14 protein-coding genes are annotated in these 13035 nt (G+C 74.1%); 5 read left to right on the top strand and 9 right to left on the bottom strand.

The features are described 5' to 3' along the window. The first annotated feature begins 6 nt into the window (after nucleotides 1–6). Both CTE05_RS01295 and CTE05_RS01290 read left to right on the top strand, forming a co-directional pair. Nucleotides 7–456: an FAS1-like dehydratase domain-containing protein gene (locus CTE05_RS01295; RefSeq protein ID WP_146844301.1), complete on the top strand. Its 450-nt coding sequence runs from the start codon at nucleotides 7–9 to the stop codon at nucleotides 454–456. Further along, a complete protein-coding gene (locus CTE05_RS01290; RefSeq protein WP_146844300.1) occupies nucleotides 453–866 on the top strand; it encodes a MaoC family dehydratase in 414 nt (137 codons plus the stop codon). Before CTE05_RS01295 ends, CTE05_RS01290 begins: the two co-directional genes overlap by 4 nt. Here the strand turns inward: CTE05_RS01290 and CTE05_RS01285 are convergent. Beyond that, entirely contained in the window at nucleotides 859–1926 is a 1068-nt protein-coding gene (locus tag CTE05_RS01285; RefSeq protein ID WP_146844473.1) for a LacI family DNA-binding transcriptional regulator, read from the bottom strand. The two genes, CTE05_RS01290 and CTE05_RS01285, sit on opposite strands and share 8 nt — an antisense overlap. Nucleotides 1927–2108: 182 nt before the next feature. Between CTE05_RS01285 and CTE05_RS01280 the strand changes: the two genes are divergently transcribed. The 3 genes from CTE05_RS01280 to CTE05_RS01270 all read left to right on the top strand — a co-directional run bounded on the left by CTE05_RS01280 (nucleotide 2109) and on the right by CTE05_RS01270 (nucleotide 5916). After that, complete coding sequence (locus tag CTE05_RS01280; RefSeq protein WP_371863341.1) at nucleotides 2109–3452, top strand: MFS transporter; 1344 nt, start codon at nucleotides 2109–2111, stop codon at nucleotides 3450–3452. Nucleotides 3453–3471: 19 nt separating this feature from the next. Beyond that, nucleotides 3472–4752 (top strand): MFS transporter, encoded by a 1281-nt coding sequence (locus tag CTE05_RS01275; protein WP_246123180.1) that lies wholly within the window; start codon nucleotides 3472–3474, stop codon nucleotides 4750–4752. A 63-nt stretch (nucleotides 4753–4815) separates the two neighbouring features. Continuing rightward, entirely contained in the window at nucleotides 4816–5916 is a 1101-nt protein-coding gene (locus CTE05_RS01270) for a UDP-N-acetylmuramate dehydrogenase (protein WP_146844471.1), read from the top strand. On the opposite strand, the gene CTE05_RS01265 is transcribed toward CTE05_RS01270, so the two are convergent. The 8 genes from CTE05_RS01265 to CTE05_RS01230 all read right to left on the bottom strand — a co-directional run bounded on the left by CTE05_RS01265 (nucleotide 5838) and on the right by CTE05_RS01230 (nucleotide 13033). Beyond that, a complete protein-coding gene (locus CTE05_RS01265; protein WP_146844298.1) occupies nucleotides 5838–6278 on the bottom strand; it encodes a GntR family transcriptional regulator in 441 nt (146 codons plus the stop codon). The two genes, CTE05_RS01270 and CTE05_RS01265, sit on opposite strands and share 79 nt — an antisense overlap. Further along, nucleotides 6275–7198 (bottom strand): hypothetical protein, encoded by a 924-nt coding sequence (locus CTE05_RS01260; RefSeq protein ID WP_146844297.1) that lies wholly within the window; start codon nucleotides 7196–7198, stop codon nucleotides 6275–6277. Before CTE05_RS01260 ends, CTE05_RS01265 begins: the two co-directional genes overlap by 4 nt. Nucleotides 7199–7259: 61 nt before the next feature. Further along, nucleotides 7260–8279 (bottom strand): adenosine deaminase, encoded by a 1020-nt coding sequence (locus CTE05_RS01255; protein ID WP_146844296.1) that lies wholly within the window; start codon nucleotides 8277–8279, stop codon nucleotides 7260–7262. Next, nucleotides 8276–8962 carry a response regulator transcription factor gene (locus CTE05_RS01250; protein WP_146844295.1) on the bottom strand — a complete coding sequence of 229 codons (687 nt, stop codon included), beginning with the start codon at nucleotides 8960–8962 and terminating at the stop codon, nucleotides 8276–8278. Before CTE05_RS01250 ends, CTE05_RS01255 begins: the two co-directional genes overlap by 4 nt. Continuing rightward, nucleotides 8959–10500, bottom strand: coding sequence for a sensor histidine kinase (locus CTE05_RS01245; RefSeq protein ID WP_146844294.1), 1542 nt, complete (start codon nucleotides 10498–10500; stop codon nucleotides 8959–8961). The genes CTE05_RS01250 and CTE05_RS01245 overlap by 4 nt, the downstream gene beginning before the upstream one ends. 43 nt (nucleotides 10501–10543) lie before the next feature. Beyond that, nucleotides 10544–11308, bottom strand: a complete 765-nt coding sequence (locus CTE05_RS01240) for a VOC family protein (RefSeq protein ID WP_146844293.1) — start codon at nucleotides 11306–11308, stop codon at nucleotides 10544–10546. 46 nt (nucleotides 11309–11354) lie between these two features. Further along, on the bottom strand, nucleotides 11355–12191 hold the full coding sequence (locus tag CTE05_RS01235; protein WP_146844292.1) for an ABC transporter permease: 837 nt from the start codon (nucleotides 12189–12191) through the stop codon (nucleotides 11355–11357). Beyond that, on the bottom strand, nucleotides 12188–13033 hold the full coding sequence (locus CTE05_RS01230; RefSeq protein ID WP_146844291.1) for an ABC transporter ATP-binding protein: 846 nt from the start codon (nucleotides 13031–13033) through the stop codon (nucleotides 12188–12190). The genes CTE05_RS01235 and CTE05_RS01230 overlap by 4 nt, the downstream gene beginning before the upstream one ends. Nucleotides 13034–13035: the final 2 nt, after the last annotated feature.

The following is a 13035-nucleotide window of genomic DNA, read 5'->3' as shown; positions in this document are numbered from 1 at the left end:
CGACCGATGCCGGTCGACGTCGGTTACGCGGGTCGTCAGTACCCGCCGACCGCTGCCTACGAGGTAGGCCGCCAGAAGCTGCAGGAGTTCGCCGACGCCCTCGGCGCCTCCCACCAGGCCCACACGGATCCGTCGGTGGCGCGCACGCTCGGGTATCCCGACGTCATCGCGCCGCCGACGTTCGCCGTCGTCGTGGCCCAGCGGGCCGAGGCCCAGCTGTTCGAGGACCCCGCTGCGGGGATCGACTTCAGCCGGGTCGTGCACGCGGACGAGCGCTTCACGCACCATCGCCCCATCCACGCGGGCGACCGCCTGGTGACCGTGCTGCATGTGGACTCGATCACCGTGCGCGCAGGGCTGGCCATGATCACCACGCGCGCCGAGATCTCGGCCGAGGACGGCGAGCCGGTGTGCACCGTCGTCTCCACGCTCGCCGTGCGCCCGGAGGACTCATGACCGAGGACCTGGCCGTCGGCGACGAGGTCGCCCGCCGCGAGATCACCGTCGACCGAGCCCGTCTGGTCCGGTACGCCGGCGCGAGCGGCGACTTCAACCCCATCCACTGGAACGACCGCATCGCCACCGCGGTCGGCCTGCCGGGCGTCATCGCGCACGGCATGTGGACCATGGGTGCGGCGTCGAGCGTCGTCGCCGACTGGATCGGGGACCCGGGCGCCGTGCTGGACTACCAGGTGCGGTTCACGCGCCCCGTCCCCGTGCCGGACCCGGGTGCCGCGACCATCGAGGTGACCGCCGTCGTCGGCGCCCTCGACCCGGAGGCCGGGACGGCTCGCATCGACCTCACCGTCGCCGTGGACGGCGTCCGCGTGCTCGGCAAGGCCCAGGCGCTGGTCCGCCTCAGCTGACCTCGGGAGCCGGCCCGGTCGTCGTCCCGATCCGCAGGGTCACGGGCAGCTCGCGCGTCGACGGCCCGGCACCGGACAGGAAGTCGGCGACGGCGTGCCCGACGGCGGCGCCCTTCTCGGCGAGCGGCTGCACCACCGTCGTGAGCACGTCGGGGGCGAGCCAGGGGAGGTCCAGTCCGTCGAACCCGCTGACGGAGACGTCCTCGGGCACCCGCAGGCCGAGCTCGCGCGCCGCGAGCACGACGCCCGAGGCGAGCAGGTCGGACTGGCAGGCGATCGCGGTCGGGCGGTCGGGACCGGTCAGGAGCGCGGTCCCGGCGCTGCGGCCGTGCTCGACCAGCGACGCGGGGGTGGCCCAGATCGCCACGGGCGTCACGCCGGCGTCGGTCACGCCGGCCAGGCGTCGGCGGGTGATCTCCCAGGACAGGTGGTCCATCTCGTCCGGCGGGACGAGGCCCTCGCCGCGGCAGCGGTCGAACGGGAGCGTCACGGTCGCGATCCGCGTGTGCCCGAGCGCCAGCAGGTGCTCGGTGGCCTGCCGCATCCCGCCGCGGTCGTCGATGCCGACCGACGCCACGTCGGGGGCGTGCTGTCCCTCGACGAGCACGGTCGGGGTGCCGCGCCGGCGCAGTGCGCCGAGCATCGGGTCGTCGGTGGTGCCGCCCCACATGATGACGGCGACGTCCATCGCGGCGGTCTCGAGGAGCGGGTCGACCGCGGGACCGCTCGGGTCGCTCGAGCCGGGGATCAGCAGGACGCCGAGGTCGAGCGGGCCGAGGGTGCTGACGAGGCCGTCGAGCACCTGGATCGCGACGGGGTCGCGAAACGACCGGCGCAGGGAGTCCCCGACGACGACGCCCACGATCCCGGACCGGCCCCGGCGCAGCTGGCGACCGAGGGGGTTCGGCCCGGAGTAGTCGAGCGCGGCGGCGGCGTCCAGCACCCGCTGGCGGGTCGCGGCGGCGATCGGCCCGGCGCCGGAGAAGGCGAGCGAGGCGGTCGACACGGAGACGTGCGCGGCGGCGGCGACGTCGGCCAGGGTGGGGCGTTGCGGAGACAGGGTCGGACCTCCGGTTCGGCGTCGCGGGACCGCGGGGGACGCGACGCGCGGGCAGCGCGCACAGGTTTGACGCAGCGGCCAGCGTACCCGCAGAATGACGCCGTCCCTCAAATCGATTCGATGACACCGACGGCGCCAGATCGAATCGATTCGATACGCAGCCAGAACGATGGAGCGAGCTCGTGCGCCACCCCGCCCCTCCCGTGAGTCGAGCCCGTTGGCTCCTCATGGGTCTCTTCGCCCTGACCGGCATCACGTTCACGAGCTGGCTCGCCCGCATCCCCACGGTCCGCGACCTGCTCGACCTGTCCACCTCCGAGCTCGGGCTGCTGCTGCTCGTCGGCTCGGTGGGTGCCCTGCTCGCGGTCACGGTGTCCGGCGTCCTCGTGCAGCGGTTCGGCAGCCGGGTCGGGATCGTCGCGTCGACCGGGGTGCTCGCGGCGGCGTTCGTCCTCATGGGCGTCGGTCCGACCGTCGGATCGGTCGCCCTGCTCGGCGTCGGCGTCTTCCTCAACGGCGTCGCCGTCGCGCTCGGCAACGTGCCGCTCAACGTCGAGTCCGCCCGCATCGAGCGCGCGATGGGCCGCACCGTCATCCCGCAGTTCCACGCGGCGTTCTCGATCGGGGCGGTCGCCGGCTCGGCGCTCGGTGCCACGGCGTCGCACCTCGGCATCTCCGTCACCGCGCAGTTCACCGCGGTCGCGCTGCTCGCCGTGGTCTGGCGCCTGGCGTCGCTGCGGGGGCTCGTCCTGCCGGGCACGACGGGGGAGCGCCCCCGGACGCCGGGCCGCGCGCTCGCCGGCCCCGTCACGGTGGGCCGCCGTCGTCGCATCGCCACCGCCCTGGACTCCTGGCGCGAGCCGCGGACCCTGCTGATCGGCGTCGTCGTGATGGCGGCCGCCCTGTCCGAGGGGTCCGCCAACGACTGGCTCTCGCTCGCCGTCGTCGACGGGTTCGACCAGACCGAGGCCGTGGGCGGCGCCATGCTCGGGGTGTTCGTCGGCGCGATGACCGTCGTGCGGCTCCTGGGCACCCGCCTCATCGACCGCTTCGGCCGCGTGGACGTCCTCCGCGTCTCAGGGACGGTCTCGATCGTCGGCCTGCTGCTGTTCGGGTTCGCGCCGACGTTCGCGCTGGCCGGCGTCGGCATCGTGCTGTGGGGCTTCGGCGCCGCGCTCGCCGTGCCGGTGGGGATCGCGGCGGCGTCCGACGACCCGATGCGCGCCGCCGGCCGCGTCGCGGTCGTGTCGTCGTTCGCCTCGGTGGCCTCCATCGCGGCGCCGCCGCTGCTCGGCGTCGCCGCCGCGTCGACGGGCGCCCGGCACGCCCTGGTGCTCATCGCGGTCGCGATGGTCGCGAGCGTCCTGCTGGCCCACCGGGTCGCCCCCGAGGACCCGTCGATCCAGGACGTCGTCCCGCGTCATGACGACGACGAGCAGCCCGTGCCCGTCGCCCCACGGACCACCGACCACCTGGCCACCCGCACCCACCCGACCCGCCGCCGCCGCCTCGTGCGCGTGCCCTGACCCTGACGAGGACGACATCATGAGCACCGGAGGGCCGATGACGACGCCAGCGGGACACGACGACGAGCTGACCGCCTCGAGCACGCCTGCGCGCGCCCCCGAGCCGGTCGGACGGTCGTTCGAACGGGCGTCGATCGCCGTGTTCGCCGTCTTCTTCCTCAACGGCTTCAACTTCGCCACCTGGGCCGCCCGGCTGCCCGCCATCCGCGACGGCCTCGACTTCTCCCCCGCGCAGATGGGGCTGCTCCTGCTGGTCGGCTCCGTCGGGTCGCTCGTCGCGCTGCCGCTGTCCGGGATGGTCGTCGAGCGGCTCGGTGCCCGGCGCACGGTCCTGGCGTTCGCGTGCCTGAACGCGAGCGGGCTCGTCGTGGCCTCGGTCGGCGTCGCGCTCGGCGAGGTCCTCGTCGTCGGCCTCGGTCTCGTGATGTTCGGTGTGGGCACCGGTGTCTGGGACGCGTCGATGAACGTCGAGGGCGCCGTCGTCGAGCAGCACCTCGGCCGCACGGTGATGCCGCGCTACCACGCCGGGTTCTCGTTCGGCACGGTGGCGGCAGCCGGGATCGCCGCCGTCGCCGCCGCCCTGCACGTGCCGGTCGTCGTGCACGTCCCCGTCGCGGTGATCCTCTCCGTGCTCGGCGTGGCGTTCGCGGTGCGGGCGTTCCTGCCGATCGTCGACGAGCCCGAGATCCGGCACGAGACCGATCGCGCGGAGAAGGGTGCCCGGGGCGCGCTCGCCGCCTGGCTGGAGCCGCGCACGCTGCTCATCGGGCTGGTCGTCCTCGCCGCCGCCCTCACCGAGGGGTCCGCGAACGACTGGGTGAGCCTCGCCGTCGTCGACGGCTTCGACGTGCAGGACGCCGTGGGGGCGGTCGCGTTCGCGGTCTTCGTCACCGCGATGACCGCGATGCGCTGGTTCGGCACGACGCTGCTCGACCGGTACGGCCGCGTCGCGGTGCTGCGCCTGTGCGCGGCCCTGTCGCTCGTCGGGCTGCTGGTGTTCGGCCTCGCGGGCCCGCTGTGGCTCGCCGTGATCGGCATCGTGGCCTGGGGGGCCGGCGCCGCCCTCGGCTTCCCCGTCGGGATGAGCGCCGCCGCGGACGACCCGCTGCGCGCGGCGGCCCGCGTGAGCGTGGTCTCGACCATCGGCTACAGCGCGTTCCTCGCGGGGCCGCCGCTGCTCGGTCTGCTCGCCCAGCACGTCGGCTACCGGCACGCCCTGCTCGTGATCATCGTGCCGATCGTGCTGGGGCTCCTCGTGGTCAACGCCGCCGCGCCGCTGAAGAAGACGGCCCAGGGTTAGCCTGAGCGCGTGCAGACAGAGCTGAGCACGGCCGACTGCTCGCCGGCGACCGTCCCTCCGACGATCACCTGGCCGGCCCGGACCACCCCCTCGTCCACCTTCGCCGACCTCACGACGCTGCGCGTCGGCGGTGCGCCGCGGCGGTACGAGGAGACGACGACGGAGGCCGAGCTGCTCGACGTGGTCCGGGCGGCGGACGCCGACGGGGAGCGGCTGCTGGTGCTCGGCGGCGGATCGAACCTCCTGGTCGCCGACGCGGGCTTCGACGGGGTCGTCGTGCGCGACGTGCGCAGCGGCATCGAGGTGCCCGACGCGTCCGCGTGCGCCGGCGCCACGCTCACCGTCCCCGCCGGGACGCCCTGGGACGACGTGGTCCGGTACGCGGTCGAGCAGGAGCTGACCGGGATCGAGGCACTGTCCGGCATCCCGGGCTCCACGGGTGCGACGCCGGTGCAGAACGTCGGCGCGTACGGGCAGGAGGTCTCGCAGAGCATCGCCACCGTCCGGGTCTGGGACCGCGGTCGCGGTAAGGTCCGCACCCTCCCGCTGGTCACGCTGGCGTTCGGGTACCGCACCTCGGTGCTCAAGCGATCCATGCGCGACGCCGACCCGGCCGACCCGCAGGCCCCCTGGTCGCCGACCCCCCGCTATGTGGTGCTCGACGTGACGTTCCAGCTGCGCCCGGGCTCGTTGTCCCGCCCGATCGCCTACGCGGAGCTCGCCCGCACGCTCGGGGTCGAGGTCGGCGGGCGTGCCCCGCTGGCAGAGGTCCGCGACACCGTGCTGGCCCTGCGTGGTCGCAAGGGCATGGTGCTCGACGCCGCCGACCACGACACGTGGAGCGCGGGCTCGTTCTTCACCAACCCGTTCCTCGACGCCGCCGCCGCGGCCGCGCTGCCGGACGACGCGCCGCGCTTCCCGGCCGACGACGGCCGCGTCAAGACCAGCGCCGCGTGGCTCATCGAGCGGTCCGGGTTCTCGCGCGGCTTCGGTGCCCCCGGACCGGCGAGCCTGTCGACCAAGCACGCGCTCGCGCTGACCAACCGCGGGGGAGCGACGGCCGAGGACCTGCTCGCCCTCGCGCGTCAGGTGCGCGACGGCGTCCGGTCGACGTTCGGGGTGGAGCTCGAGCCGGAGCCCGTGCTGGTGGGCGTCACGCTCTGACGTCCGAGCAGCGCGCCGTGCACGAGCACGAGCGCCTCGTCGTCGGTCAGCCCCGCGGCCCGCACCGCCGCCACGTACGTCTCGGCGGCCCGGCGCGCGAGGTCCGTCGGCACCGAGGCGCCCTCGGCGATGACCGTGCCTGCGCGCCGACGGGTCTCGACGACCCCCTCGGCCTCCAGCTCGCGGAACGCCCGCGCGACGGTGCCGGCGGCCAGCCCCAGGTCCGTGGCGAGGGCGCGGATCGTCGGCAGTCGGTCGCCCGCGACGAGGCGACCGGCAGCGACGTGCGCGACGACCTGCGCGCGGATCTGCTCGAACGCCGGGACGCCGGAGGTCAGGTCGACCTCGAGCTGCGCGGTCATGCGGCGGCCTGGGCGGCGGGCGTCTGCTCGACGTGCGCGGAGGCCGGTCGCAGGGTGGCACGGGCACCCCGGACCGCGACGACGAGAGCGGTGACACCGATGCCGATCGCGATCACGGCGGCCACGGCTGCGACGGTCTCCGCGCTGCCCGCGCCGAGGGCGTCGGCCCACCGCGGCTCGACGACGCGCACGACGTTGGCCGCGAAGAACAGGCATCCGGCGAGCGTCGCGCCGACGACGAGCTGCACGCCGGACAGCACCCGGCGCGCGGAGGTCCGGCGCAGCGCGACGTCGTCCACCGGGTCGGTGTCCGCGACGGCGGCACGCCGCGCCACGAGGACGAGCGCCGCCAGGCAGCCGACGAGCAGCACCACCAGCGCGCCGACGACGAGGCGGCCGTAGTACCACCCGGGGAACGGGCTCGCGGTGGACGTCGTGCCGTCCGCGTGGGCGTACGACAGGGACCTGCCCCCGGTTCCCGCGGCAGCCCCGCACACCACGAGGAGGAGCACCAGGAGCAGCGTCCAGGCGCCCGTGAGCACCGACAGCGCGCGCGGTGCGAGGTCGGCGAGCCGGCGGCGTACCAGGGGCGCCCGCCGGACGGCGCCGGCGGGCCGTGGCCACGTGACCTCCCCGACGACGTGCACCGCGACGAAGGCGGTCCCGGCGAGCAGCGGGAGCGCGGCGGTGAGGGCGCCGACCGCCAGGGCCTGCAGGTACGGCGTGACGAGCAGCAGCGCCAGGAGGGGCACCGGCACGAGGAGGCACCACGCCACCGCGGTGACGCGTCTGGCGTGCCGCTCTGCGGCCAGCCACGCCTCGGACGGGGTGACCGGGCCGCTGGTCCGGACGGGGCGCAGCGCCCAGGCCACGCCGACGACCAGGGCGAGCGCGAAGCAGACGATCAGTCCTTTGGCCATCGGGACTCCTTGTATCAATGAATCAATGGATTGACACAATGCCGGATCGACCGGGCCGACGTCAAGCAGCCAGCCACGCGTCCACGCCCGCCAGCAGCCGCGCCCGCACGTCGTCCGCCGCGCGGCTGGCCCGGACGGACGCGCGCGCCAGCTCCGCGAGCTCCTCGTCGGCGAACCCGTGCACGTCGCGGGCGATCACGTACTGGTCCACCAGGCGCGAGTGGAACAGGAGGGGGTCGTCGGCCCCGAGTGCCACGGTCGCCCCGGCCGCCACCAGGGCGCGCAGCGGGACGTCGTCCGTCGAGGCGTACACGCCGAGGGACACGTTCGACGCGGGGCACACCTCGAGCGCCACACCCTCCTCGACGACCCGCGCGAGCACCCGGGGATCCTCCACCGAACGCACCCCGTGCCCCAGCCGGTCGGGGCGCAGGCGGCCGACCACGTCCTCGACGTGCGCGGGTCCCAGCAGCTCGCCACCGTGCGGCACGCACGCCAGACCCGCAGCGCGGGCGATCGCGAACGCCGGCGCGAACTCCGACGTCTCGCCCCGACGCTCGTCGTTGGACAGCCCGAAGCCGACCACCTGACCCGGACGGTCGCCCGCGTGGTGCGCGGCCAGCCGGGCGAGCGTGCGCGCCTCCAGGGGGTGCCGCATCCGGGACGCCGCGACGATCACGCCGACGTCCACCCCGGTGTCCACCGACGCCTGCCGGGCCGCGTCCAGCACGATCTCCAGGGCGGGCGTGATGCCGCCGACGAACGGGGCGTAGGACGTCGGGTCCACCTGGATCTCCAGCCGGCCCGACCCCTCCTCGGCGTCGTCCTGCGCCGCCTCCGCGACGATCCGCCGCATGTCCGCCTCGGTGCGCACGCACGCCCGCGCGGCGTCGTAGAGCCGCTGGAACCGGAACCAGCCGCGCTCGTCGGCCGGCACGTGCAGCGGGTCACCGTCGAGCAGCACGGACGGGAGCCGGATGCCGTGCGTCGCCGCCAGGTCCGCCAGCGTCGACACGCGCATCGACCCCGTGAAGTGCAGGTGCAGGTGGGCCTTCGGCAGGAGGCGGAGGTCCCGCGTCACACGCTCGCCGTCGGGGTCGCGTCGATCAACCGGTAGCCGACGCCACGCACGGTGTCGAAGTGCTCCGCGCCCACCTTCCGGCGCAGGTACCGGACGTACACGTCGACCACGTTCGAGCCCGGGTCGAAGTCGAAGCCCCACACCTCCGACAGCAGCCGCTCGCGCGTGAGGACGTCGCCGGGGTGCCGCAGGAACGTCTCGGCCAGCGCGAACTCCCGCGCCGACAGGTCGACCTCCTGGGTGCCGACCTTCATCCGGCGCGTCCGCAGGTCCAGCTGGAGGGCGCCGTGCCTGAGCACCGTCGTCTCACCCGGCGTCGACCCCTGCGCCCGCAGCCGCAGCCGCACGCGGGCCAGCAGCTCCTCGAAGCGGAACGGCTTGGCCATGTAGTCGTCGGCCCCGGACTCCAGGCCCGTGACGGTGTCCGTGACCGACGACCGTGCCGTCAGCACGATCACGGGGACGGTCTCGCCGGCCGCGCGCAGGCGGCGCAGGACCTCGAAGCCGTCGATGTCGACGAGCCCGAGGTCGAGGATGAGCAGGTCGACGTCGCCGGAGTGCACGCGGGTCAGAGCCTCTTCGCCGGAGGTCACCGCGCTCGTCTCGAAGCCGGAGGCGCGCAGGCCCTTGGCGACGAACGCGGCGATACGTTCTTCGTCCTCCGCGATGAGGATGTGCGTCATAGGTACTCCACCAGCTCGGTGACAGGTTGGGGTCGGCCGTCCACGAGGTCGACTGCCGGCAGGTCAAGCACGAAGACCACGCCGGAGCCGACGTTAGCCGGTGGATGCTCCACGAACACACGTCCGTGGTGGGCGTGTGCGATGGCGGCGACGATCGGCAGCCCCAGACCGGCACCGTGCGAGATGCGGTCGGCCTGTCCGCGGTGGAACCGCTCGAAGATGCGGTCGGTCTCCTCGGGCGGCACGCCGGGTCCCTCGTCGCGGACCCAGAGCAGCAGGCGGTCGCCCGCCACCTCGCTGCCGAGCCGCACGGTGGAGCCCGGCGCGGAGTAGCGGTGCGCGTTCGCGAGGAGCTGCAGCCAGGCCTGGGTGATGCGCTGGGCATCGAGCAGCACGTCCACGTCCGCCCGCGAGGCGACCACCCAGCGGCGGTCGCCGAGGCCGCGCGCCTTGTCGTGCACGTCGTCCGTGAGGCGTCCGACGTCGGTGCGGTCGAGCCGCACGAAGTCCGGCCGGTCCGCCGTGGCCAGCGTCATGAGGTCGTCCACCAGCCGCTGCATGCGGTCCAGCTCGTCCAGGGCGAGCGCCTGCGTCGCGCGGACGTCGTCCGGGTCGTCCGCGTCGACCAGCTCGAGGTGCCCGCGCACGATCGTCAGGGGAGTGCGCAGCTCGTGGCCGACGTCGTCGAGGAGCTCACGCTGCGACCCGAACGCGCGCTCCAGGCGGTCGAGCATCGCGTTCACCGTGCGGGCCAGGTTGGACAGGTCGTCCTTGCCCGTCACCGTGATGCGCTCCGAGAGGTCGGACTCCGTGATGCGGCGCGTGGTGTCCCGCAGGAGGCGGATCGGTCGCAGCAGGCGGCCGACGACGAACCACGCCACGACGGAGATCGCCGCCAGGGCGCCGAGCCCGACCGCGGTGTAGGTCAGGAACGTGCTGCGCAGCCCCGACATCTCGGCCGACCGGTCGAACGCGCCGACGAACAGGCCCGCGCTGGGGTCGCCGTTCATCAGCACCGGGACGGCGATCAGGCGGTACTGCGTGACGGACGTCGTGACCGTGTGCGGCAGCGCGGGGGCGTCGGGCGGGAGAGCGGCCAGGACCGTGACGAGCTCGGGATCCTCCGCGAGCCGCACCGACCTCGTCTGGACGGCGGGCTGCCTGTGGAGCTTGCCGTCGAGCAGCGTCACGACGCCTTCGTTCTTGGTCGGCACCCGGGAGCGGATGCCTTCGATGAGCACGTCGGCCACGCTGGTGAACGGCTGGCCGGTCTCGGGGTTCTCGCCGGCCTCGACGACGCGCAGCGCGGCGACGGTCCGGGACAGGGAGTTGTCGATGCGCTCGTCGGTCTGGGCCGCCTGCAGGGCGAACGCCGTCCCGCCGGCGACCATCATCGTCACCGCCGACAGCACCACCACGGCGGTCATCAGCCGCGCGCGGACGGTCAGGTGCGCCAGCGTGCGCTGGTAGGCGGGGATCACGCCCGTCGTCGCGCTGGTGAGCTCGGCGCGGCGACCGGCGCTGGCGCTGCGGGACATGGACGCAAGTATGTCCGTCGCGCACGACCGTGCGCAGGTGCTCTCAGTCCAGCGACCGCATGAACGACCACAGGTGCCCCTCGAGGTCGTACGCGCTGTACACGCGGTACCCGTAGTCCCGGTCCACCGGCGCCTGGCGGACGTCGACACCGGCCGCGACGGACCGCTGGTGGTGGGCGTCGACGTCGTCGACCAGGACGGCGAGCGACGAGGTGCCCGCACCGACCGTCCGGGGCGAGGCCAGCCGGTACGACTCCTGCTCGGGGTGCAGCCAGACCACCCCGTCACCGGCGTGCACCTCGCCGTGCACCGCACGCCCGTCGCCGTCGCGCACGAGCTCGCCCGCCAGCAGCCCGAACCGGTCGACCAGCCACGCGTGCGCAGCGCCGATGTCCGCGTACACGAGCAGCACGATGCGCCGCTGCGCGGGCGGGTCGAGCAGCGTCAGCTCCTCGACGACCGCGAGCAGGTCGGTGCCGCCCGCGGCGAGCGCCCCGGCCACCCGCGACCGCAGGCGGGCGGTCGTGTCCAGGCGTGCGTCGAGCACGTCCAGGTGGGCCTGCAGGGCGGACCTGAGGTCCCACGCGGGATCGTCCAGCACGCGCTGGACCTCGGCGAGGTCCATGCCCAGCCGACGCAGCAGGCTCACCCGGTACAGGCGTGCCTCGTCGGCGGCGTCGTAGATCCGGTGCCCGGCGGGGCTGCGGCCCGACGGGGTCAGCAACCCGATCTGCTCGTAGTAGTGCAGCGTCCGCACCGTCAGCCCGGTCGCCGCGGCCAGCTCGCCCACCCGGTGTCCTGTCGTCATGCGACCGACGCTAGGACCTCACGCGGCGTCAGGATCAAGAGCCCGCTCAGCCGTCGTCGCGACGCCGCCAGCGGAACGTGCGGACGCCGACGACGAGGGCGGCGACCGCCCACACGAGCAGGACGGCGGCGGTCGCCCCGTGCTGCCAGGACCCGCTGACCTCCCAGGCCTCCGCGCTCGGCGGCAGGAACACGGAGCGCATGCCCTGTGCCATCCACTTGAGCGGGAACACCGACGCCACCTGCTGCATCCAGGTGGGCAGGTCGTTGAACACGAAGAACACCCCTGAGATGAACTGCAGCACGAGGACGATCGGGGTCACCACGGCGCTCGCGGACTTCCCGGAGCGGGGGACCGACGAGAACGCGACCCCGCAGAGCGTGCCCGCAGCGGTCCCCAGCACGAACACCCACGCGAACGTCGCCCAGGCCGTCCCCGTCGTCGGCATCGGCACCCCGAACAGCAGCGCCGCCGCGGCGAGGAGCAGCGCGGTCTGGACCAGGGAGGTCACCAGGACCTCGCCGGTCTTGCCGAGGAAGAACGCCGACGACGGCAGCGGGGTCCCGCGCAGGCGCTTCAGACCACCGTCGTCGCGCTCGACCGCGATCGAGATCGCGAGGTGCTGGAAGCTCGACAGCATGATGCCCGTGGCCAGCATCCCGGGCAGGAAGTACTGCGCGAACGGGATCCCGGGCTCCGGCCCGACCGTGGCCCCGTCCTGCCCGAAGACCGTCGCGAAGATCGCGAGCATGATGATCGGGTACGCGAAGATGAAGACGACCGCGTCGCGCTCGCGGAAGAACGTCCGCACCTCGTAGCCGGTCCGCGCGACCCCGAGCCGCAGCACCCGGGGCAGTCGCGTCCCGGTGTCGACGTCGCTCATGACTCGGCCCCGTCGATCAGGCTCAGGTACACGTCCTCGAGCGTGGGCCGCAGCACCTGCAGCCCGGGTACCTCCCCGCCCAGCACCCCGGTCAGCTCGACCACGGTCGTGGTCGGGGTGTCGGTGCGGACCTCGCGCGTCTGCCCGTCCTGCGTCCAGCGCACCAGCGCCTGTCGCGCGGTACGCCCCCCGAGGTCGGCCGGTGCGCCCTCGGCCACGACCTGCCCGTCCCGCACCACCACGACCCGGCCGGCGAGGCGCTCGGCCTCCTCCAGGTAGTGGGTCGTCAGCAGGATCGTCGTCCCGTCGGCCGCGAGCTGCTCGACGAGGTCCCAGAACGAGCGCCGGGCCTGCGGGTCGAAGCCGGTGGTCGGCTCGTCGAGGAACAGCAGCTCGGGCCGCCCGACGATGCCGAGCGCCACGTCGAGCCGCCGTCGCTGCCCACCGGACAGCTGCCGCGCGCGGGTCCTCACCTTGTCCTGCAGGCCCACCGACGCGATCACCTCGTCGGGGTCGCGGGGATCCGGGAAGAACCGCGCGAAGTGCCGGACCAGCTCCGCGACCGTCGCCTCGGCGAGGTCGTTGTTGCTCTGCAGCACGATGCCGAGGCGTGATCGCCACGCCCGGTCGCCGTCCTGCGGGTCCTGTCCGAGCACCCGCACGTCGCCGCCGTCGCGCGACCGGAAGCCCTCGAGGATCTCCACGGTCGTGGTCTTCCCCGCGCCGTTGGGCCCGAGGATCGCGACGACCTCGCCGTGCGCCACGTGCAGGTCCAGGCCGTCGACGGCGCGCTTCTCGCCGTAGACCTTGCGGAGCCCCGTGACCTCGACGGCGTGCGGCACGG

The sequence above is a fragment of the Cellulomonas terrae genome, from assembly GCF_007990265.1.
Classification (GTDB): domain Bacteria; phylum Actinomycetota; class Actinomycetes; order Actinomycetales; family Cellulomonadaceae; genus Cellulomonas; species Cellulomonas terrae.
This window is presented reverse-complemented; position numbering and strand designations above follow the sequence as displayed.

Coding starts and splice junctions, on each gene's coding strand:
- CTE05_RS01295 (WP_146844301.1), top strand. CDS start 7: ATGCCGGTCGACGTCGGTTACGCGGGTCGTCAGTACCCGCCGACCGCT.
- CTE05_RS01290 (WP_146844300.1), top strand. CDS start 453: ATGACCGAGGACCTGGCCGTCGGCGACGAGGTCGCCCGCCGCGAGATC.
- CTE05_RS01275 (WP_246123180.1), top strand. CDS start 3,472: ATGAGCACCGGAGGGCCGATGACGACGCCAGCGGGACACGACGACGAG.
- CTE05_RS01265 (WP_146844298.1), bottom strand. CDS start 6,278: ATGACCGCGCAGCTCGAGGTCGACCTGACCTCCGGCGTCCCGGCGTTC.
- CTE05_RS01260 (WP_146844297.1), bottom strand. CDS start 7,198: ATGGCCAAAGGACTGATCGTCTGCTTCGCGCTCGCCCTGGTCGTCGGC.
- CTE05_RS01250 (WP_146844295.1), bottom strand. CDS start 8,962: ATGACGCACATCCTCATCGCGGAGGACGAAGAACGTATCGCCGCGTTC.
- CTE05_RS01245 (WP_146844294.1), bottom strand. CDS start 10,500: ATGTCCCGCAGCGCCAGCGCCGGTCGCCGCGCCGAGCTCACCAGCGCG.
- CTE05_RS01240 (WP_146844293.1), bottom strand. CDS start 11,308: ATGACGACAGGACACCGGGTGGGCGAGCTGGCCGCGGCGACCGGGCTG.
- CTE05_RS01235 (WP_146844292.1), bottom strand. CDS start 12,191: ATGAGCGACGTCGACACCGGGACGCGACTGCCCCGGGTGCTGCGGCTC.